The following is a 20,383-nucleotide window of genomic DNA, read 5'->3' as shown; positions in this document are numbered from 1 at the left end:
TTAATAAATCTAGTTTAATTGAAAACTTTTAAGACAATTTTGATACTCTTCATTGTTTGAATAGTCAAAAATGTCGGATGTTTCTCCATCAATTGTTAGTTCTTCGCAGCGTTCTTTATCTATGTTATCTGCTCTATTGAAGATTAAAGTACATTGATTGTCTTTGAACAAAACGGTTGTTCTTGCTTCGGTTCTTTCCTTATACAAGGTTATGTCGTAAGAAACTTGTATAAGGTTGTTATTTATGAATATTGTTACATCCTTGTTTGTTGTGGTTACCCAAAAATTTTCCGAGAAAAATACCGTATCAAGAACATCTTGGAAGGTATTTGTAGATTTGTTGTGGTACATGTATTTGCCATTATATTTACTCACATTGTTGTAATAATGTCTGCATTGGGAAAAAAGAGTGTCTTGAGGGTACAATATATCCAATGGTTCGCAAATATGAACATAGCCATACACCGGAGTATTATTAAAATCATAGTAATACTTATTTAAAAGGTAAGTTGGTGTTATAACTAGTTCCATTCCGAAACTGTTTTCACTGAAAATTCCATCAATATAACGACCTTTGTAATTCCACGTTCCGAATAGTGATTTTGATGAACCCGTATAAACAATCGCTTCTCCATCTCCATGGGGAGGATCCTCACATGGATCGCTATGTCCAGTGCATTCATATAGCGTATCGTTAGACAAATGGAATCCGAATGTTCCCCAGTATTTGCTACAACCATTACATGATTTGGGTGCTGTATCAAATAATTCGGGAACTGTATCAAGATCGACTAAAAGCGAATATCCTAGGTCAACCCATGAAAAAGTTTTTGTTTCTGGATTGAATTGACATGATTTTGGAACTTGAGTACTTCCAAATCGAAGATGTGTTGTGTCTAAAAAAGAAAAATAACGATATGTTTCGGTATAATTGGAATTTTGTGCGGAAAAGTTATTATTTCCACCTGATGAATCTTTATTCCCAAATGCATTTGTCGGATTTTCATCGCTGCAAGCGATAATTACCAAAGTGGCAAAAAGAAATGATAATAGTTTTTTCATAAACAAACTCCTTCTAGAGTTGAGTTTGGGGGTATATAAAATCTAAAAAATAGATCAATGCTTCGTGGCTCTGCGTCGTTCAGGTTTTCGAATTTCTTGCTTTGTTGAATCTTGCGTCGAATCGGTTTTCATTTCTACGAATATTTGTGGCGGACGGTCATTGCATTTGTGTTCTACGTTTGCAGAATCGCTGAACGGAATTAAGGCAAGTCCGAGGTTGACAATTTCCTTGGCGTTAGGGACCTCGTCATCGAAATTTGTTGCGTTCCCGAGTTCCAGTGAACGAATCGTTTTCTTTTTGAAGTCGAAAATATCGATACCGAATGTATATCCATCCAATACAAAGCTAAATGTGTATTCTCTGCTATATTTCTCTGCCAATTTTTTGAGTTGAAGCAATGTTGCTTTTTTCTCATGTGGCAATGGTTTCCACTGGCAGATATTCCGTGGCGTAGATTGTACGGATTGAGTGTCGCTGCTTGCCGAATCTTCAAAAACAAATGTTACACCGGTGCACATTCTATATTGCTTGCAATAGATAATTGAATCTTCACTGGAATCGGTCAAGTGCTTCCCACGCACAGAGACGGTGTAATGGTTATTGCCCCATGCATCGGCATGATTTAGCTTCACCTCGTAATCAAAGTTTCTGTTGCTGAGGCTGTCTGGCAAGGTTTTGTCTTTGATATAGCCGAAAGGCTCCCTCAATTCGTAATACTCAAAAGTAGTGAGTAATAAAAGGGAACAGGGGAGGAGTAGAATCGCAACGAGACAAAGGATAACTTTCTTATTGCTAAAATAGAATCCGACTGCAATTGACGCTCCGTACAAAATTGCGAGTGCGCTGCAGATTATGAAAATGTATATAAATGTAAAGGAACAGTAAATCAGCAAATAGCATAATACGATTGACGGAATTGCTGTTAAAATGATTTTCAGTTTCTTTTTGTCATTTCTGAATTTTGCCGTAAAAAATAATGCCAAAAGGCTCGGCAAAAAAATGCAGAGCCCATAAATGTTTATATCTGAAATGACTAATTTGAAAATCTCGTACATACTTTATTTTTGCTGAAGCTATTATTTTTTATAATAGCACGCCCCATCTACACTCTTTATGTCAAATAATCGATCGCGAAATTCAGTCCTTAATTTTTTTGAAAAAGGATTTTGTTCAATAATAAATCCACCTACCGGCTCACGACTATAATAGATTGTAATATTTTCTTGCGTTTCAACAATGGCTATATCTGTATTTTCTGCTATAGCTCCAACTCCATATGTCATAGGAAATTTGTATGTTGCAATATATTCTTTATTAGAGCTGTCTTCAGATAGAATATGATAAACACGATATTCATCCTTAAAACTGAAATAAGGAACGTTCGTGTCTTCACCAAATAAGAAAATTCTTTTTCCCTCTATATTACATATTGTTGTTTTCATGTTTTTCGAAGAATGTTGAAAGAAGGGAATATATCCAATACCTGGAAATGTTCCCCACCATATCCCGCATGAGGAAAAGAACAACAGAACAATAATAAAGAATATTTTAGTCATAACGGAATAATTCTATGATAGAATTAATTCTTGGCGTACTGGTTCAACAATTGCTTTGTTTCTTCGGTCGGGAGTCCTTTGGTGCATTCGTTGAATTCGTCATTGTTGTCTATGCTGAATCCTTCTACAGGTCCTTTCTTATAGTATAATTCGTCTTCGCTTTTATCACGAGCGCTCAATAAAAATTCTGCACTTTCTTCTTTGCATAATTTCTCGTTGATGAATCCAAATCTTTGCGTGTTAGTGCATGTCTTTCCTTTGCTGGATATCGTTGAAATATTGTTCATTCCTGTTGCGTCGAATTTAGGAGTAGAAACTACTTCGAAAATTTGATTGCCAATAGAGAACGTTTGCTTTAAAAATTCTTTGGACTCCTTCTGTATTGTTTTTTCAATAAGCAGTTGCTTAATGACGGCGTCGCCAATATCAAAACCAAAATTACGATATATAATTTTTCCGATGTTGATATCGTTTTGTTCTAAGTTGTCTGTATCGACGGTCGTAACGATATAAATGGAATCATTAGTAATTTTCATTGTTCTTGCGATGCCGCTTATGCCACCGATGTACTTAGTACACTTGATTTCTGTTTCGCCGAGAATCCTTTTGCAACCGGTGACTTTCCATGTTCCATAAATACCATCGTGGTCATTGCTCAACGACAAGGTTTCGTAGTTGTGGTATACGTCAAGGAACTGTTGTTCATCAGGGTCTTCAGAAACTTGTTTTTCGGCAGGCCCCATCCAAAGCGAATCGCCAACAATCTTATAAGAGCCCGGATCCAAAGATTCTGGATATTTTTCCCAAGCGAATGTTTTTGTATCGGGGTGGTAATTGCATGCGTACGTTCCCTGATAAATCCGTCCTGTAGTTTCGTCGTATTTAATCGGGATGGCGTAAGTGTAACCTTCACCGAAATCAGCTGTCGATGTTTTTGTGCTTTGAGTGTTGTCGAGACCCGATGTCGGATTGTTGTCGCTGCAAGCAGCGAACATGAACATGCCAAATAAGAACGTGTAAGCCTTTTTCATATTAAATACCTTTTTTGTTCAAGTCGAATATATTAAATTTAGGCGATAAGGAGGCTGTCATGGCTAAAAATAAAGATAAAACGTTCAGCAAGGTTGCTGAAACTGCCAAAGAAAGCGATATGATGCGCATGCGACGCATAGACGGCTCCCAAAACGGAGCCACGTTGCGGACAAGAGTTGCCCGCGACAAGACAAAGTACAACAGAAATTTGAAACACAAGAAGTCCCTCGCAGATGCGGGGGATTTCCCTTTTTTATGGGGCGGTCATCCTCGGAGCGAAGCGTAGGGGAACCATTATTTCTCGTATCTGCGTTTGGGAGGAAATCAATTATTTCTTGTATTTACAGTTGAATTTGAGCCAACAAATGGTGTAAAGCGCATTCGTGGTTCTAGTGGCTATGGAGTCAGAATCGTGTTAGAAAAATTCAGAATGGCGAAGCATCTGGTATTGTAATCCAAGAAAGCGGCTCTGGAAAAATTGTAATATAAGAAAGCCGGTAGTCTTACTTGTCGAATAAGTCTGCATGAGTGCCGGTGCGCGTTAATTCAAGTATAAGTATTTTTTCCCTTTTTTGATATATCAATAGCCAATCAGGACGGATATGGAGTTCTCTGTGTCCAGCCCAGTTTCCGTCAAGAGCGTGATCTCGGTAGTGTTCTTCTAAAGGCGCGTCATTTGCGAGCTTTAATATGACGGAATATAGCTCGTTCATATCATAATTTCTTTTTTTGGCTCGCTTGATATCCTTTTTATATTGAGATGTCCATTGGATTTTGTAAAGCGGCACTTTTTCTACCAAGATTTCATCTCCCGAATAGCTTCGTTGACTGTATAGGTTTTAACTTTTGTGGGATTTTTCAAAAGTTTCTCATAGATTTTGTCGCCTTCTTTCATGGCTTTGATTGTTTCGCGATTTGGAGTGTTTATGCCTATTTCAAAAGGAATTCTACCTTCACGTAGAACTTGTTTTGTAAAAACGTTATAAAGGCCTGAAATAGTCATTCCAACTTGTTCGCAAAAATCAGCGATGCCTTTTTTGTCTTCATCATCGAGTGTAATTGTTAGGTTTGCCATATTTTTCCTGTGGTTTTTAAATGAATTACACTATAAATATATGTAAAAATCACATAAAATGCAATGCTTGTTGCTGAGTCCTGTAAAATGAATGAGGCAAAGCATATACCATTTTGGATAAAACTCTATTTGCTTTGTTGATTTGTTTTAACAAATTCAATGTATATTAGAAAACGAATGTGAAATTTTAGATATGCCCTAGCATGGAAAAACGTAAATATGGAAGACTATAACAGATATAAGATTGCAACGGAAAAGGCTGATTGGCGTGCCATTTGTGAAATTAATGGTGTCAGTTTTGATGCTTTAGGGACGCAAAAAGAACTTGCTGTATTGCCTAATTACCTAGAACCTGGAGAAATTGTTTTTGCTCTAGCGAGTGGCTTGATGGAGCAGACGGTTACTTCAAATGCTTTTGATTTTGGAACCAATACTTGGCTTGTTGTTCTGACATCGGAGCGATTTCTTTTTCTTGATGCGGCATTGCTTACTTCATCCGTTGATACTCAAAGTATAAGACTTAAGAATGTTCAGGCGATTTCGGCATCCCAGGGATTTATTTTGGGAAAAATAATGATTGACTTGGGAAGTCGATTGGTTGTAGTTGATAATTGTACTAAAGAATCTGTTAAAGTTATGGCTGAATTGGGAAATCGATGGATTAAGGAATTAGAAAATGGCTTTGTTCCGCCTAAAGAAACCCTTGAAAATTCTATATCGAAGGATAATAAAACCGATTTGCATGAACGAGTCAATCCTCCAATTGCTGATAGATCCAAGATGAGTAGAACTTCAGCAACGCTTGTTGCTGGATTGTTTGGATTAGTGGGTTTGCATGATTTAAATTGGGGTGAAAAAGGACATGGATACGTAAAATGGGGTTTGTTTGCTTTTTCATTTCTATTGAATAAAAATGATCATTATATTATTTCTTCATTGATTTTAGCTGTGCTATGTCTTTGGGTACTTAGTGATTTAATTTCTATTTGTGATGGAAGCTTTTTTAAGGATAAGGTGTCTACTCCTGTAGCGAAAGGATTGAATGATTTTTTTGCTCTTATATATTTTGTTGTTGCGATAAAACTTCTTGTTACTGTTGGATTTGACTTTTGGGATGAACGTAAAAAGGATACCGGAAAATTAGCTAGTACACGAGAAATTGTTGATACATATAATCAAAACGAGGCTGTTGCCGATAAAACTTTTGATGGAACTAGGTTGTCTATAGTAGGTCCTGTTCGTTCCGTCGAAAAAAATTTTTGGGGTGATTACGTTGTTAAGTTTGAAGGGCTTGGTGGAATAAATATATTCAATTTAGGTAGTAAGGTTACAGAAATAGAATTGACTTTCCCTAAAAAACAAGCTGGAAAATTAGATGAGATTCGAAAAGGCGATGGTCTTATTGCAAATTGTATAGGCAGAGGTCTTTCTTTGAGTACATATTCTGCGGATAAATGTAGTGTAAAAAGTGTTTATAAAAAAGAACAATTGAGGAAATAAATTATGGGTATTATTGATGCTTTATTTTTTAAATATTTTGGTCCTGTATTCATTAAGGAAGATAGCGATGCAGAATCTTTTATTGAAAAGATGAAGTCTCTTTCTTCAAGAGCTTCTGGAAAAATCAAAGAAAGAATCGATGAGCAAATTGCTATTGCTGAAGCAGGGCTTAAGGGCGAAAATCAGATTGCTTTTGAATTGAAAAATAGTGGTATGGATATGCTTATTATGCATGACCTCTATTTGGAAAAGAACGGTCTTTCTGCTCAAATTGATTTTTTAGTGATTACAAGAAAGCATATTTTTGTTATTGAGTGTAAAAATCTTTATGGTAATATAGAAATTGATGAAAAGGGAAATTTTATTCGTCATAAGGGTCAAGGAAAATTTTACCGTAAAGAAGGATTCCCGTCTCCAGTTTCCCAAAACGAAAGGCATTTGAATATTCTCAAAGAAATTCGTCGAGAGTACAAAAATAATTTTGTAACACAGGGCTTGTTTGATAAGTTGTTCCCAAAAACATATCGGTCTATTGTTGTCTTGGCAAATCCGAAGACAATTTTGAATGACTCTAAAGCTCCTGAAGAAATTCGTAAGGTTGTTATTCGTTTGGATCAGCTTGTTGCCTATATAAGGAAAATTGAAGAAGATGATGATTCTTTAAAATCTTCTGAGAAGGATATGCATGAATTGTTAGATTCCTTCATTAAGTGTAGTAAGCCGATAAAATCAGATTATGCAAAAAAATATGAGGAAATGCTTACTGAGGTTATTGCAAATAAGGCCGAACCTCAGTGTGAAAAGTCAACTCCTAAAGTTGTTGAAAAACCTAAAGAAAAAGTAGTTTCGAAAGATGAGAATACAACTGAAAAAATTTGCCCCAAGTGTGGAAAACCTTTAGTTTTGCGAACAGCGAAAAAAGGCGAAAACGCTGGCAATCAATTCTGGGGCTGTAGTGGGTTTCCTAAATGCTGGTATAGAGAATAAAATGTCTCCAAACCCTAAATGAGGCAAAATTCTATAAAAATTTCGCATTTTGCGTAACGCATTTTGCGAAATTTTTATTTCACTTTATAGTACGCTTTGGGCGATTTTTTCATTGCGTTTTGAGCGTTGGTGCTATGTACGGCGCGGCCATTAAGATCGACGATGCGGGCGTTTTGCGCTTGCTTTTCGTGAACTTTGCTTGCGGCATTCTTGTTCCTATGTGCGATTGCTGTTGTTCCATTTTCTTCAATTAGCCCTTCAATGACTTTTGCTTTCCCGTCGAGGTTTGCTTTGTAGGGGATGGTCGCGTCTTTCAAAAGTTTGTCGCCGGTGATGGTGAGCTCAGGCGATTCACTGTCGGCAATAGAAATTCCTGAGATGGTGTAGGTTGCCTCTTCGCCGGGCAAAAGCCCCTTGAGCGTTTTTTCACTGCGCACGCCCTTCACTGTCACGTAGGCGTTGTGGTAGAGTGGTGCGATGCCTACGTTTTTCACGCGGATGGCAGCCGAAATCTTGTTGACCGCAAAACTCGTAATCTCGAATTTATAGCCCGCATAGGAACTGGCCTCAAAGACACGCGATTTTGTGGCGTACTTGCCTTCGGGCGCGTCGTTGCCGATGATGTATGTCATGTGGTATTTGCTGGCGGCATCTTCCCAGGTGATGCCATAAAGTCCAGCGGGGTTCAGGAACTCGTGCTGGTCCTTGTCTTCGTAGTAGCTGATTTCACCGCCGGCGGGCGATGTTTTCCAGCGGTCTTTGCCGATTGTTTGCCAATTCTTTTCGTTGTCTCCGTCGCCTTGCGATATATCGTGTTCTTTGTGCATGAAGGAATCGTCGAACAGCCCGAATTTGAGCCCAAGCAAAGTCTTGTTCTCGGCAATGGGCGAGTAGGTTTTGTCAGCGGCGTCAATCGAAATGTTCCAAGGTGTTTCGGTGAATAATGTATCAAGATGTGTCAGAAATTCGCTTTGGTATTCCTTGGAAGGAAAGTTCGTGCCGAGTATGAGTTTGGTGCCGTAGATGTGGTATTCGGCCCAGTGCCCGAAGCCTGCCTGCACGAATGCAATACGCGGGTCCTTGTCGTATTTCGCAGCGAAGTCAGCGTAGAATTGCTTGTAGAACCACTGGAGTGCGGTACTGCTCCAGTCGGCGTAGTAAGTGGGACCGTCGCCGCCAGGGTTTTCGGAGAATGTTTCTTGGTAATTGCTGTTTGTAACGAAGTAGTTGGGAACGGCGGTGGCGCCCTTCACGCCTTCGGTGCAATTAGGTGCATTTGTGATGGTTTCGTTCGGATACTCGATGCGGAACCGTACGATGGCTTGGTGCCCACGGCTCTTGATGTCGTCGAGCAACTTTTCAAAACTGCTCCAGTCGTAGTTGATTTTGTCGCCGGTTTTGCCTGTTACTACGGCGCAGGGGAGGCAGTACGAGAATTCAAGCGAGATGGCGCTCTGCAAATTCTTTTGGCTTTTTGCTTGGTCGGGCCAGAATACGATTCCTTTCATCGGCTCAAGCGTTTCAATGCTTTTGTTTAGCGCGACAGAACGCGCTGCAGCAAAAGCGCTTGTCGCGATAAAGCCTGTTGTTAGTGCGGCAAATGTTGCGCCAACAAGAAAAATACTTTTAGCCATACTCGCTCCTCTAGGTTTATCCTTGCACTCGAATAAAAATAATATGATTTGGTGAAAAAGAGAGCGGTAATTTACTTTTTAAAACAACACGTTTAACTGCATTCCTGCGGAACCTCCGAACAAATCAACGGCTGGAGCTACAATGACTTTAGCGCCATCCTTGAGTTCGGAGCGCCTGCGTTTGTAGATTTCGTAGGCGCGTTCGTATGAGGCGCGCTTGCTGTTTTCTCCGGTTTTTGTGAAATATGTATATAGCCCGTATGTAATACCGGTGATGCCAACGACTGATAGGCCGATACCCGTGAGTTTTAGAATGTCTCTATTCATCTCAACCAATTCGCTGCAATCGCTGTTATCGAATGCAGTTGTGATTGTAAAGATGCCGAATCCTGTTGCGAAAGTTCCGATAAGAAATCCAATGGCTGCTTTATCGATTGTTTCATTTTCGGTTTTGATCAAGTTCTCGTAGTACCCGTCAAAATCGACTTGCGTGAGTGCTGCATATTGTTCTGCATAAACAGAATCTTTTTGAAAATATGAAGGGCGTGAATCGTTTGCGGGGGCGGCATGAGCAAAGCTAAATACAGTCGCGATAAGCAATAATGCGAAAATTCGTTGGATCATATTTCCTCCTCGATTAAAATACAAAAACAGACCGCTTGAGTGTGGTCTGCCTTGTAAAGGTTGTTCGCGATATTGTCGCGTGTTCATGTAGATTCCCGCTCGGAGGCGGGAATGACAATTAAACAGCTTCGGCGGCAGCCTTCAAATCTGCAGCCTTGTCGGTCTTTTCCCACGTGAAGCGAGCGCCCGTGCGGCCGAAGTGACCGAGGGCGGCTGTTGCGACAAAGCCCGGCTTGCGGAGATCGAGCATCTTTTCGATGCCAGCCGGAGAAAGGTCGAAGTTCTTGGCGACTATTTCTTCGATCTTGCGGTCGTCGATCTTGCCTGTGCCGAAGGTGTTCACGAGAACAGAAACCGGCTTGGAGTAACCGATAGCGTAAGCGAGCTGGACTTCGCAACGGTAGGCGAGGCCTGCTGCAACAATGTTCTTTGCCACGTAGCGAGCGGCGTAAGCTGCACTGCGGTCCACCTTACTCGGGTCCTTGCCGCTGAATGCGCCACCACCGTGACGACCCATGCCACCGTAGGTATCGACGATGATCTTACGGCCAGTGAGGCCGCAGTCGCCGTGCGGGCCACCGACAACGAACTTGCCGGTCGGGTTCACGAGGTAACGGGTCTTCTTGTCCAAAAGCTTTGCCGGAATCACCTTCTTGATGAGCTTTTCGATGATTTCCTTTTCGATCACGGAATGCTTGAGTTCCTTGCCGTTTACCTTTTCGTCGTGCTGGGTTGAGATAACGACGGTGTCCACGCGGACCGGCTTGTCATTTTCGTCGTATTCGACGGTGACCTGGGACTTGGCGTCCGGACGGAGCCACTTGATCTTGCCCTTTTCGCGGAGGTTCTGGATTTCTTCCATGAGCTTGTGGGCGAGGCTGATCGGGAGCGGCATGAGTTCCTTGGTTTCCTTGACGGCGTAACCGAACATCATACCTTGGTCGCCAGCACCCTGCTTGTCGTCTTCCTTGCCGTCGGCAGCCTTGGCGTCAACGCCCTGAGCGATATCCGGAGACTGCTTGTCCATAGCGACGAGCACGGCGCAGCCCTTGTAGTCGAACTGAAGGTCCGGGTTCACGTAGCCAATGTTCTTGATGGTGTTGCGAGCAATTTCCTGGAAATCAATAACGGCCTTGGTGGTAATTTCGCCAGAGATAACGACGAGGCCTGTGTTCACGAGGGTTTCGCAAGCAACACGGCTGTTCGGGTCTTGGGCGAGGCAGGCGTCGAGGATGGAGTCGGAAATCTGGTCGGCAACCTTGTCCGGGTGGCCTTTAGAAACGGATTCAGAAGTAAAAAGATAATGTGCCATTTGGGGCTCCTATAAAAATTCTTTGAATTATCTATGCATAAATTTAACTAAATGCATAGAGCGTGTCAACGCGAAATAGCTCCGGTTAGCTTTTTTTCACTCAAAAATGGGGGGCGCTGTTGTAAATTAAAATTTTGTATTTATATTTTCTATTGCTAACGATAATATGTTAGGTGGCGGAGAGACAATTCTGGCATGGTGCCGGGATGTTTTTATCAATAAGGAGATGTATATGGATTTGTCATTTATTTCTGCATGGTTGGACGACCTGCTCGACCCGAAATCATTTAATGATTATTGCGTCAACGGTCTTTGCGTCGAAGCTAGTGACAAGGTTTCCAAGATTGTAACAGGCGTGAGCTTGCGAGACCAGTTGATTGATGCCGCCATTGCCGAGAAGGCTGACTGTATTATCGTACATCATCCGAATGGCTTTTGGAAGGGCGAACGCCTGCTTCCGGTTGGAAAGTTCGGTGAACGTATCCGCAAGCTTATGGTGCATGGCATTTCTGTGTTCGGTTTCCATTTGCCGCTTGACGGCCACCGCGAAATCGGAAACAACGCGGTCATCGCTAAAAATCTGGGATTGAACCCAGTTCATGAATTTGCTTACGAAGGCATGAGGCCTATCGGCGTGATTGCCGAATGGAACACTCCTGCGACAAGAGAAGAATTTTTGGACTGTCTTGATGCAGCTTTTGAACATGGTGTGCAGAATAAATTCTTCTATGGTTCTGAACAAATTAAGCGTGTGGCGATTTGTAGCGGTAGTTGCAGCGCATCTGCTGTACGTGAAGCTATGGAAAAGAATTGCGATGCTTATGTTACTGGTAGCATCAAGGAAGAGATCCCTATATTCTGCCAAGAAAACGGAGTAAATCTGGTCTCGTGCGGACACCATAGATCCGAAATTTTTGGTGTGAGCGCACTTGCCGAAAAGATTCAAACCGAGTTAAGTATTCCGACAAAATTTGTCGATTGCGATAATCCGGTTTAGATTTTTTTTGTGTAAATAAAAAAACTGGGAAAAAAAAGGCCTTAAACGACGCTAAATTAAGTGATATTGCGCAAAATAATGGCTTGTAATAAAAAAATAGGGATAAATCCTTTGAAATTTTCGTGCCATTTATTTACATTATCCCTTGATGAATTTCGTTAAGGCCTCCATACATTTTCAGAAGTCGTCACGGACGTTGACCGTGAAAATGCCTTCGTTCATTCTTCGCGGTTCGCTTTTTGCGCGAATCGTCGTTGTTGTAGGCTTTATCCTTTTCCTTGTCCAAATTCTTTCGACATCAGTTTATGACGGTGTCTTGAAGCATGCTTTTGCAAGTCGTCAAAAGCTGAACAAGGAACTTTCGCAAATCCAGAGCACGGTGGATTACATTTCCAATACGTCTAAGGATTTCTTCAAGGCCGAAAAAATGCTCCATGCAAAGCTCGGTCTGCCGCTGCCGGACGAAGCATCCCGTAAGCTTTCGACAGGCGGCCATATTGAACCGAATGTCCAGCTTTTGCGCAAAAGTTCCCCGGTGTTTGAACGTACCGCTACGATGCACGAAGATGTTTGGCGCATTTTTGGGCAAATCCAGAACAACGAAAATTCTTTTAATGCTCTGACTAAATATATCGACCAGAGCCGCTCCGTTTTACGCTATATTCCGTCTATTTCTCCTACAAACGGTCGTTATGCTTCTGCCTTTGGTCCGCGTGTCCATCCTGTGACCGGTGAAGTGGGCAAAATGCATCAGGGCATAGACATTTCTAACGATCGTTGGACCCCGATTTATGCGCCGGCAGACGGCGTGGTTGAAATTTCCCAGCTGAGTTCCTCTTTTGGGAATTTTGTAGTCCTGAATCATGGTAATGGCCTCAAGACCCGTTATGGGCATATGCAGATGTCTGCCGTGACTCCGGGACAGTTTGTACATCGTTATCAAATTCTTGGCTATATGGGCAATACTGGACGTTCTGTTGGTCCGCACCTCCATTATGAGGTCTGGAAAAACGGTAACCCGGTGAACCCTCTTCCTTATATTCTCCCTAACGACTATGAAGTCGACTAAATCTCGCTAGCGTTTTACGCTTGAGGGGCGCGCCCTGGGGAGGGTGTCGTGAATAAATGTGGTGTCTTGCCGGTCGCTGTGTGCGGCTTGGCTTTTTATGTATCGGCATTTTCATGTCCGATGTTTGTGGAATTTTTCCCGGATCCTAAAAATGTTTCAGACCTGGAGGGTGAGTATGTCGAAATTCGGCTTGACGAATTTCGAGGGGATTCGCTTTTTGTGCGTTTTGAAAGCAGGGAAATTTTGGCGTTTAAGTGGCCGGAGGCCGAACGTTTGGTGCTGGTGCACGATTCGTCGCTGTGTCCACCGCGAAAAAATGTAGCGTGTGGCATGCTAGGGAAGGTCTCGCTCCCGAATTCCAGGGAATCCGTTTGGAAGGTTTGGTCGGGTGTGTGCATGGATTCTGTGACGGTCCCGCAGCCTAAGCCGGGCAAGTCGATTCAGCGCGTGGGGCTTACGGACGAGTGGGTGTATGTTGCAGGGTCTATGGGCGTGGGTGACTTGGAATACGAACTTGGTGTAGAAGAGGATTCGCTATTGGCTTTGGCGGGCGAGCTAGGCAAGCAGGGGCGAACGCTCCGCATGACGGAGATCCATCATTGCCCGGAAGAACCGATGCCGGAGTGGGTGGAACTTTATAATGCGAGCGGGTATGCGCTCCCGTTGCAGGAGTTCCGCTTTTGCGATCGTGGAGGCGCTTTAGGAAATGCGCGGGATTCGATTCTGCCTTACCAGACAATGCTGGTGAGCAAGGATACGTCTGCTTTGCGTGAAGTTCTTGGAATTCCCGATATACGCATGATTCAAGTATCGTTAGGCTATTTGAATAACGTAGAAGGCTCGCTTCGCCTTTGTTTCCGTAATGATGTGATCGATAGCGTTTATTGGAACAAAGGAACTGTGGCGTGCCCGTCGGGATTCAATCCGTTGACAAGGAAACGCGAATTTACGCCGGGATTCCAGAAAAAGATGGGAATGGGCTCGAAATTTGGGAATGCTATGGGGAGTGCGTCGGGAGGTGCTGCTGTAAATGCTTCGGAAAATGCGCCGGGAAAAGCTCTATTTACGTACAAACTTTCATCGCGAGTTGTTTCGAAAAAAGGCGCTGCTCTTCGCATTCGTGTAGAATCGGAAAATGATGTAACACTAGCTCTTTTGGATTCTGCGGGGCGTCGCGTTTGGAAATCGGTCGTTTCAGCAATGTCGAATGAATGGGTGAATGTGCCTGCACAGGAATATCTTGGAATAGGCGTTGGTTATGTGGCTTTGTCTGTGGGGGTGTACGAAGATGTGGTCGGTATTCTTGTGCGCCCGTAAGCCGTGTTGGCGATGCTTTGAAAAATGCTGCTGGAGTTGCGCAAAGCTTTTGTACGCCGTGTGGAGCGTTATAGGGGTTCTCGTGGCGTTGCTGAACGTTGCTCCTTGCAATGCCGCTGAAGGGCGTGCTTCGTTTGCATCACTCCTTGCTGGTGGGCTTTCGCCTGTTGGGCTTGGCGGTTATTATTCGACTCCGGCGCGTTATGCGGAGCCGTCGTATGGCCTTTCGTATTACTGGATGGATGAAGTCGATGAATCTTCGTGGAATCTGTCGCTGGAATTTGGGAGCGACGTTTATCGCGTTGGGGCGTTTGTCGCTTACCATTCCATGGATTCGCTGTATCGGAACTTGTATTCGGAATTCTCGTATGCTCGCCCGTGGAATCGCTTTGTGTTTGGCGTGAGTTACGGGCTTGGTATGGAATGGGTGCCTGGTGAAGAATTTTGGTCGCGTCACCGCTTCAAGTTGGGGCTCGATTACAAATGGCGAGAAATCCATTTGGCTGCGATGCTGAGTGGCTTTACTGATGAGGGCGTTGCGCCTGTGCTGGGCATTCACTGGATGACGGATGAGACTATTTCTGCTTTTGCGGAATGTGATTTCGATTATCTGAATGTGGGGGCGAAATTTCGCTGGAAATTTGCGGAAATCAGCACTTCTTACCGCTTCCCTGATTTTGCAGTGGCTGTTCAACTTTCATTTAATGTAGGGCGTTATGGAGCTTCGTACGCGCGTGGTTTCAGGCACAATTCTTTAGGGTGGAATGGCGTCCATGTTACACGCTGGCTTAAAGATGAAAGGAGGAAATTTAACTAATTTTGTTATATGAAAAAAGTCGTCCTTTTGTTGCTTGCTTTGTCTGTATTTTCTGTGGCGAAACCTGCTAAAACGCAACCAAAACCGAGTGCTGAAAAAAAGGCAAAGATCGAAGTTGAAGTAAAGGACGAAACTCCGGCTGCCGAAGCAAATGCTGTAGCGCCTGAAACTCCAGCTTCGGATTCAAAGCCTCTAGAGCAAGACGAATCGTTGAAAGATTCTACGTTTGCGCTGTATATCCATCCGTTTAATTTTATGGTGCCTTATTCGCATTTTTGGGGTGGCCTCAATGTTCCGGAGGGATTTACGGACTATCCGTTGTTCAATCTGACGTTTGAGTGGAAGTTGATGGAGAAAATTTCTCTGATTTCGGCGCCGCATTATGTACGAGTGGATAGAGAAAGAAAACACGATCGCTACAAGATTCATGATATCGGTTTGCAAGAAAGTTTCCGTTTGTATGGCGTTGGTGGCAGGCGTTGGCGCTATTTCCAGGCAGGGCTTTTGGTGAACCATTTGCATATTCATTCGAACCGCGATGGTAGTTTTGATGGCTGGCTTTACGGCTTTATGTGCAGTGGCGGTTTCAAGAAAGTCTTGAACAATGGGGAAGGATTCTTGGGGCGCTTTGCGTTTTTTGTCGATGTCGGTTTAGGTTATGCCTGGACGAGCGACTTTGATGCCGAACGCAAGGGTAAATACTTTGAGATGGACAAGGGAATTGTCATCGACGTGAACGCCGCGTTCGGATTCCAGATTTAATTAGTAGACTGTAGGAAGTTAGAAGTAGGAAGGGTCTTTAGCAAACGAAAAATCCTCTCTTTCGAGAGGAACGCTTTTTGTTTGTTTCGTTACCGCTTAACAAACGAAAAGCGCTTCTCAATGAGAAGCGCTTTATCGCGGGATAGACGAGGCTTGAACTCGCAACCTCCGGCGTGACAGGCCGGTGCTCTAACCAAAATTGAGCTACCACCCCAAATCGTTTCCGATTCTTCGGTAGTGGACGATAACGGATTCGAACCGCTGACATTCTGCTTGTAAGGCAGACGCTCTGAACCAGCTGAGCTAATCGTCCGAATAATTACTTGTTTTCATCCTTGCCGTTGAAGAGAATTCCGAGAGGAATAATCACTACGTAAGCAATCGTCAAGATAATCGGTGCAACCGAGAGGCTGATTGGATTATCGGCAGGGCCTGTGGCCAAGCAAATGAACCCGATGACGAGTAGTAAAATGCCAATAGCTATAAGAACAAGATTCTTTTTATTTAACATTTTCTACAACCTCAAGATTACGTGCCAAATATACAAATATTCAGGATCTTGTCAACCGAAATTGCGCTTTTTTTTGAAAAAAATCAAAATTTTTTGAGGTGAAACCTGCTGGGCTTGGAACAAAGTACGCGCGTGCTTGCATCCTGTCGCGATGGGTGAATTTCATTTATTTCGCTATCGCAAAATAAACGAAAAATCCTCTCTTTCGAGAGGATCTTTTCGCGGGATAGACGAGGCTTGAACTCGCAACCTCCGGCGTGACAGGCCGGTGCTCTAACCAAAATTGAGCTACCACCCCAGTGGTTTGTTGGGTCTTTTAACCGAACGACCCAAATATAAAAAGAATTAATTCGTGTGTCAAGGGATAATGGTGTTTTTCTTTAAATTTTTTTCTTTTTAAAAAGGAGATGCCCTCCCCATACGCGGATCATGACTACTAAGCAGCATAGCTGCAAGTAGTCAAAGAGATCAAGTCGGGCATGACACTTTAGTCTCTCGTCTGTAGGCTCTTAGAGTCGTTCTCTCGTCTATCTCTGACCAGGGTATTTAACGCGAGTATGGTAGGTTCCGTCAAGGCTATGGAGGAATGCTTCTTCGAGCTTTGAAAGTTCCTTTACGGACAAATTGCTTTCGTTGAACTGCCCGTCCATAAATTTGTCCAAGATAGTTTTGTGGATCATGGATTCAAGTGCTTCCGAAGAGGTGTCTGCCATCGAACGGCTTGTAGCTTCGATAACGTCGGCTAGCATAAGGATTGCGGTTTCCATGCTTTGCGGGCGCGGGCCCTTGTAGCGGAAATCTTCTTCCTTAACTTCTTTACCGGTTTCCTTAGCGAGTTCTTTTGCCTTGTGGTGGAAGTACTGGATGAGCGTTGTGCCGTGGTGTTCCTGAATGCCTGTGGTGACAAGTTCCGGAATCTTGTATTCCTTGGCGAGCAAAATGCCTTGAGAGACATGGCCCGTCAGTATTTTTACGGACTGGTACGGATCAAGGTTGTTGTGCGGGTTCACGCCTTGCTTCTGGTTTTCGGTGAAGTATTCCGGGCGCATGGTTTTGCCCAAATCATGATAGAGCGCCATGACACGGACGAGGAGCGAGTTGGCTCCAATGGTCTCGGCGACGCTTTCGGCAAGGTTCGAAACCTGGATGCTGTGGTGGAATGTGCCCGGTGCGAGTTCCGAAATGCGTTTCAGGGCAGGCCTGTTGAAGTCGGACATTTCCATCAGCGTAAGGACTGTCGTAATGCTGAAGACTCGTTCGACAACGTGGATCAAAAGCACGGACGCGACTGCGGTAAAGATGATGATGTTTGCGCTTGCTGCGATAAGTGTCTGGTAGAATGTTACGAAGCTGAATCTATTGCGGAGGAGTAGCATTACGCTGATGGCTGCTGCGGCGGCAACGACGCCTGCAATCATACTCCAGGCAAACTGCACACGGTAGCGCATGCGGAAAAGCGGCGAGATGACGGCGATGTTGACGAGAAGGCTCGTGAGCGTTGCTGCAAGGTCGTAACCGTTCAAAATGCCAAAGAAACCTGCGGAGAACGTTGCAAAGGCAAGTCCCATGCGGAAGTCGTAAAGCACAACGGCGATCACTGGCGTAAATGTAATTGGGTACAGCCACATGAAGTCGATGGCGTCGGGGAGAATGCTATCGGGCCTGTTGAGCGTTCCTGAAAGGTTATGGATAATCCAGAAGGCGAGGAGCTGCAACACGGTCAAGAATACGAGGCTCCACAACTGGCGCGGTGTCTTGAACATGGTGCGCGTGGGCGTGTAGAGGCTGAACATGATGAGCAGCGTAATGATAATAACAAAGACAAGCACGTTGCCGTAAGGGGCCGTGAGCATTTTAGAATTTTCTTCGTTCTGCTGGGCTTGTTGGAGGGCGTCGATTTTTTCCAAGATTTCCTTGGTGATGGGTGCGCCTTGCGCCACGATTTCCATGCCGCGCGGAACCATGCCTTTGATTAAGGTGACCTTGTTGCTCGCGTCAAGTTTGCGTGCTTCGGTTTCTTTTTCGAGATAGAAAATGTTAGGGCTGGTAAATACATAAAGGGCTTCGTAGAAGGCGCTCTGCAACCCCTGTTCCGTGGAGAACGAACTTTGCAATTGGCCGAACGCTTCGTCGATGCGGCGCTGCATGGGCTGGATTTCGTTGATGTCCAGCGTGTTTTCTTCGTTGTCCTTGATGAGCGAAATCGTGGGCTTGTTGTAGATGAGGTTCTTGATTTGCTTGATATTGTAGCTATTGCAGAACAGCGTCACTTCGGTTTCGGTCTTGGCAAGCAGCGTGTTCGAAACGCCCTTCTGCATCATCTGGTAGAACACGGACATCAAGGAATCACGGGCAACGGCATTTGTGCTAAGCGGCTTGATGGCTGTAATGGAGAGACGTTGTTTTAGCTGGTCGTAAATGCGGGAAGTTTCTTGAACTTTCTCCTGCATCGAAACACTACCGTCATCTTTGCTGGAACTGATGACGTACTGCAATTTACCGTACTGTTCCAACTTTTTGAGGTACTGTTCCAATTCGCGCAGCAGGCGAGTCGTTTCGTCGGCGTTGAATTCGAAAATGGCATTCACCTTCTCGGCGGCACGAGCTTTCTCGTTCTGAATTTCCTGTTCGGTTTTCGGAACTTCGAACTTGAACGGCGCGACTATCGTTCTCGTACTGAGCTGCCCCAAGTGCGGGCGTTCGGCGCGGAGAGCAATGTTCTTGTCGGGAAACAAGATAATGGCAATGAGGATTAAAATAACCCAGCCGATAAACAGGTGAATTTTTTTCTCTTTCTTGTTCATTTAATACTCTTCTACTTTTTAAGCTCGTTCTGTTCGTAAGCTAGCAAAATGTCTTTGACTAAATGATGACGAAGGACGTCGGTGGCGCTAAATTCGACTTCGGCGATTCCATGGATCCCCTTGAGGATTTTCATGGCGTGTTCCAGACCGGAAACTTGCCCCTTGGCGAGGTCAATTTGGCTTGTGTCGCCGGTGATAATCGCCTTACTGTGGGGGCCGAGGCGGGTGAGGAACATCTTCATCTGGGCGGTTGTCGTGTTTTGCGCTTCGTCCAAGATGATGAACGCTCGTTTTAAGGTTCGGCCGCGCATGTACGCCAGCGGAGCAACTTCTATAGCGCCCGTCTCTTCGTAGCGGCGCAATTTTTCCGTCGATAGCAGCTCGGAGAGGCTATCATGGATGGGACGGAGGTACGGCGCAATTTTTTCTTTGAGGTCGCCGGGCAAGAATCCGAGCGATTCGCCTGCTTCGACGGCGGGGCGCACAAGGCATATGCGTTCGGCTTCGCCGCGTTCGAGGCTTGCTACGGCAAGTGTTACGGCGAGGAACGTTTTACCCGTACCGGCAGGGCCCTTCGCAAAAATGATGTCGTTGTTTTCGACTGCCTTGACCAGTTCTGCCTGTGCAGGTGTTTTGGCCGAAACGCTGATGCCGAACCTGTTCCTGAAGATTGGGCTTTCGGGAATGGCTTCGGTAAAGGGCGCTTCTTTGGGGCCGAGCATGCGTTCGAGCTGCCTAGCATCTAAAACCTCGCCGTTACGTGCGGCGATTTTAAGTTGGTCGAGGACTGCAAGAATGCCTGACATGTCGGCGTCTTCGAGCGGGACAATGTCGAGTCCCGGAAGGCGGGTGCGTATTTCAACGCAAAAACGGCTCTCCAGTAATCGGAAAACCGTTTCACGTTCGCCTGAAATAACTCGTTTCAGGTTGTCAGACAGTGAGTAATGCCTTATACTACTCTGCATCTGTGGAAGGTTGCTGAATCGGAAGACCAAGCTTGGTTCTTGCTTCGAAGATTTCCTTGCGGAGCTTGTGGTTGTCTTCGTTTGCGGCAGAAGCTTCGTCCTGAGTCTTCTTCAAAGTCTTTTCGTTGATGACTTCCTTGGGCGGTTCTTTCTTTACCGGTGCGGCCGGCTTAGCAGATTCGGACTGGTTGTCGCTGTAGCCCGTGTAAGAAGCGGATTCAGAGGAGGATTCGTTGCTTCCCGTGTAGCCGTTATCGCTGCTGCCGGAGTTAGAAGAACCTGCGCAAGCCGTGAAAAGTGCTACAGAAAGAGAGGCGAGAACTAATTTCCATTTTTTAAGAGACATTATTTAAGCTCC

The 20,383-nt window shown here is 44.4% G+C and carries 21 protein-coding genes and 3 tRNA genes; 8 read left to right on the top strand and 16 right to left on the bottom strand.

Translation table 11 applies throughout. The features are described 5' to 3' along the window. Nucleotides 1–9: 9 nt before the first annotated feature. The 4 genes from HUF13_RS13135 to HUF13_RS13120 form a co-directional block, all read right to left on the bottom strand. On the bottom strand, nt 10–1,062 hold the full coding sequence (locus HUF13_RS13135; RefSeq protein ID WP_173475563.1) for a hypothetical protein: 1,053 nt from the start codon (nt 1,060–1,062) through the stop codon (nt 10–12). Nucleotides 1,063–1,116: 54 nt separating this feature from the next. After that, nucleotides 1,117–1,770 (bottom strand): hypothetical protein, encoded by a 654-nt coding sequence (locus HUF13_RS13130; RefSeq protein WP_173475562.1) that lies wholly within the window; start codon nt 1,768–1,770, stop codon nt 1,117–1,119. 369 nt (nt 1,771–2,139) lie between these two features. Next, nucleotides 2,140–2,619, bottom strand: coding sequence for a hypothetical protein (locus HUF13_RS13125; RefSeq protein WP_173475561.1), 480 nt, complete (start codon nt 2,617–2,619; stop codon nt 2,140–2,142). Nucleotides 2,620–2,642: 23 nt separating this feature from the next. Continuing rightward, nucleotides 2,643–3,650 carry a hypothetical protein gene (locus tag HUF13_RS13120; protein ID WP_173475560.1) on the bottom strand — a complete coding sequence of 336 codons (1,008 nt, stop codon included), beginning with the start codon at nt 3,648–3,650 and terminating at the stop codon, nt 2,643–2,645. Between the two features lie 59 nt (nt 3,651–3,709). On the opposite strand from HUF13_RS13120, the gene HUF13_RS13115 reads away from it, so the two are divergent. Then, on the top strand, nt 3,710–3,937 hold the full coding sequence (locus HUF13_RS13115; RefSeq protein ID WP_173475559.1) for a hypothetical protein: 228 nt from the start codon (nt 3,710–3,712) through the stop codon (nt 3,935–3,937). A gap of 217 nt (nt 3,938–4,154) precedes the next feature. Here the strand turns inward: HUF13_RS13115 and HUF13_RS13110 are convergent, their stop codons facing one another. Both HUF13_RS13110 and HUF13_RS13105 read right to left on the bottom strand, forming a co-directional pair. Continuing rightward, nucleotides 4,155–4,451, bottom strand: a complete 297-nt coding sequence (locus HUF13_RS13110) for a type II toxin-antitoxin system YafQ family toxin (RefSeq protein ID WP_173475558.1) — start codon at nt 4,449–4,451, stop codon at nt 4,155–4,157. Then, complete coding sequence (locus HUF13_RS13105) at nt 4,445–4,726, bottom strand: type II toxin-antitoxin system RelB/DinJ family antitoxin (protein WP_173475557.1); 282 nt, start codon at nt 4,724–4,726, stop codon at nt 4,445–4,447. The genes HUF13_RS13110 and HUF13_RS13105 overlap by 7 nt, the downstream gene beginning before the upstream one ends. A 219-nt stretch (nt 4,727–4,945) precedes the next feature. Between HUF13_RS13105 and HUF13_RS13100 the strand changes: the two genes are divergently transcribed. Then, on the top strand, nt 4,946–6,226 hold the full coding sequence (locus tag HUF13_RS13100) for a PH domain-containing protein (protein ID WP_173475556.1): 1,281 nt from the start codon (nt 4,946–4,948) through the stop codon (nt 6,224–6,226). Nucleotides 6,227–6,229: 3 nt separating this feature from the next. Continuing rightward, entirely contained in the window at nt 6,230–7,213 is a 984-nt protein-coding gene (locus tag HUF13_RS13095; protein ID WP_173475555.1) for an NERD domain-containing protein, read from the top strand. A gap of 74 nt (nt 7,214–7,287) precedes the next feature. On the opposite strand, the gene HUF13_RS13090 is transcribed toward HUF13_RS13095, so the two are convergent. The 3 genes from HUF13_RS13090 to metK form a co-directional block, all read right to left on the bottom strand. Then, the gene (locus HUF13_RS13090) at nt 7,288–8,847 is read right to left on the bottom strand and encodes a DUF4832 domain-containing protein (protein ID WP_173475554.1); all 1,560 of its coding nucleotides are present in this window, start codon (nt 8,845–8,847) and stop codon (nt 7,288–7,290) included. A 78-nt stretch (nt 8,848–8,925) separates the two neighbouring features. Then, a complete protein-coding gene (locus HUF13_RS13085; protein ID WP_173475553.1) occupies nt 8,926–9,471 on the bottom strand; it encodes a hypothetical protein in 546 nt (181 codons plus the stop codon). Nucleotides 9,472–9,589: 118 nt separating this feature from the next. Further along, on the bottom strand, nt 9,590–10,783 hold the full coding sequence (metK, locus tag HUF13_RS13080) for a methionine adenosyltransferase (protein ID WP_173475552.1): 1,194 nt from the start codon (nt 10,781–10,783) through the stop codon (nt 9,590–9,592). A gap of 232 nt (nt 10,784–11,015) precedes the next feature. Between metK and HUF13_RS13075 the strand changes: the two genes are divergently transcribed. The 5 genes from HUF13_RS13075 to HUF13_RS13055 all read left to right on the top strand — a co-directional run bounded on the left by HUF13_RS13075 (nt 11,016) and on the right by HUF13_RS13055 (nt 15,745). Further along, nucleotides 11,016–11,780 carry a Nif3-like dinuclear metal center hexameric protein gene (locus HUF13_RS13075; RefSeq protein WP_173475551.1) on the top strand — a complete coding sequence of 255 codons (765 nt, stop codon included), beginning with the start codon at nt 11,016–11,018 and terminating at the stop codon, nt 11,778–11,780. Nucleotides 11,781–11,928: 148 nt separating this feature from the next. Continuing rightward, nucleotides 11,929–12,849 (top strand): M23 family metallopeptidase, encoded by a 921-nt coding sequence (locus HUF13_RS13070; protein ID WP_173475550.1) that lies wholly within the window; start codon nt 11,929–11,931, stop codon nt 12,847–12,849. A 48-nt stretch (nt 12,850–12,897) separates the two neighbouring features. After that, nucleotides 12,898–14,166, top strand: coding sequence for a lamin tail domain-containing protein (locus HUF13_RS13065; RefSeq protein WP_173475549.1), 1,269 nt, complete (start codon nt 12,898–12,900; stop codon nt 14,164–14,166). After that, nucleotides 14,138–14,983, top strand: coding sequence for a hypothetical protein (locus HUF13_RS13060; RefSeq protein ID WP_304039158.1), 846 nt, complete (start codon nt 14,138–14,140; stop codon nt 14,981–14,983). The genes HUF13_RS13065 and HUF13_RS13060 overlap by 29 nt, the downstream gene beginning before the upstream one ends. A 9-nt stretch (nt 14,984–14,992) precedes the next feature. Then, nucleotides 14,993–15,745 carry a hypothetical protein gene (locus tag HUF13_RS13055; protein ID WP_173475548.1) on the top strand — a complete coding sequence of 251 codons (753 nt, stop codon included), beginning with the start codon at nt 14,993–14,995 and terminating at the stop codon, nt 15,743–15,745. 138 nt (nt 15,746–15,883) lie between these two features. Here the strand turns inward: HUF13_RS13055 and HUF13_RS13050 are convergent. The 7 genes from HUF13_RS13050 to HUF13_RS13020 all read right to left on the bottom strand — a co-directional run bounded on the left by HUF13_RS13050 (nt 15,884) and on the right by HUF13_RS13020 (nt 20,371). After that, a tRNA-Asp gene (locus HUF13_RS13050) sits at nt 15,884–15,959 on the bottom strand. Nucleotides 15,960–15,983: 24 nt separating this feature from the next. Beyond that, a tRNA-Val gene (locus HUF13_RS13045) sits at nt 15,984–16,058 on the bottom strand. Nucleotides 16,059–16,064: 6 nt separating this feature from the next. Next, entirely contained in the window at nt 16,065–16,256 is a 192-nt protein-coding gene (locus tag HUF13_RS13040; RefSeq protein ID WP_173475547.1) for a hypothetical protein, read from the bottom strand. Nucleotides 16,257–16,478: 222 nt separating this feature from the next. Next, nucleotides 16,479–16,554, bottom strand: a tRNA-Asp gene (locus HUF13_RS13035). 229 nt (nt 16,555–16,783) lie between these two features. After that, the gene (locus HUF13_RS13030) at nt 16,784–19,060 is read right to left on the bottom strand and encodes an HD family phosphohydrolase (protein WP_173475546.1); all 2,277 of its coding nucleotides are present in this window, start codon (nt 19,058–19,060) and stop codon (nt 16,784–16,786) included. An 11-nt stretch (nt 19,061–19,071) separates the two neighbouring features. After that, the gene (locus HUF13_RS13025) at nt 19,072–20,025 is read right to left on the bottom strand and encodes a PhoH family protein (RefSeq protein WP_173475545.1); all 954 of its coding nucleotides are present in this window, start codon (nt 20,023–20,025) and stop codon (nt 19,072–19,074) included. Beyond that, on the bottom strand, nt 20,015–20,371 hold the full coding sequence (locus tag HUF13_RS13020) for a hypothetical protein (RefSeq protein WP_173475544.1): 357 nt from the start codon (nt 20,369–20,371) through the stop codon (nt 20,015–20,017). Before HUF13_RS13020 ends, HUF13_RS13025 begins: the two co-directional genes overlap by 11 nt. Nucleotides 20,372–20,383: the final 12 nt, after the last annotated feature.

It is taken from the genome of Fibrobacter succinogenes (genome assembly GCF_902779965.1).
GTDB classification, from domain to species: domain Bacteria; phylum Fibrobacterota; class Fibrobacteria; order Fibrobacterales; family Fibrobacteraceae; genus Fibrobacter; species Fibrobacter succinogenes_F.
This window is presented reverse-complemented; position numbering and strand designations above follow the sequence as displayed.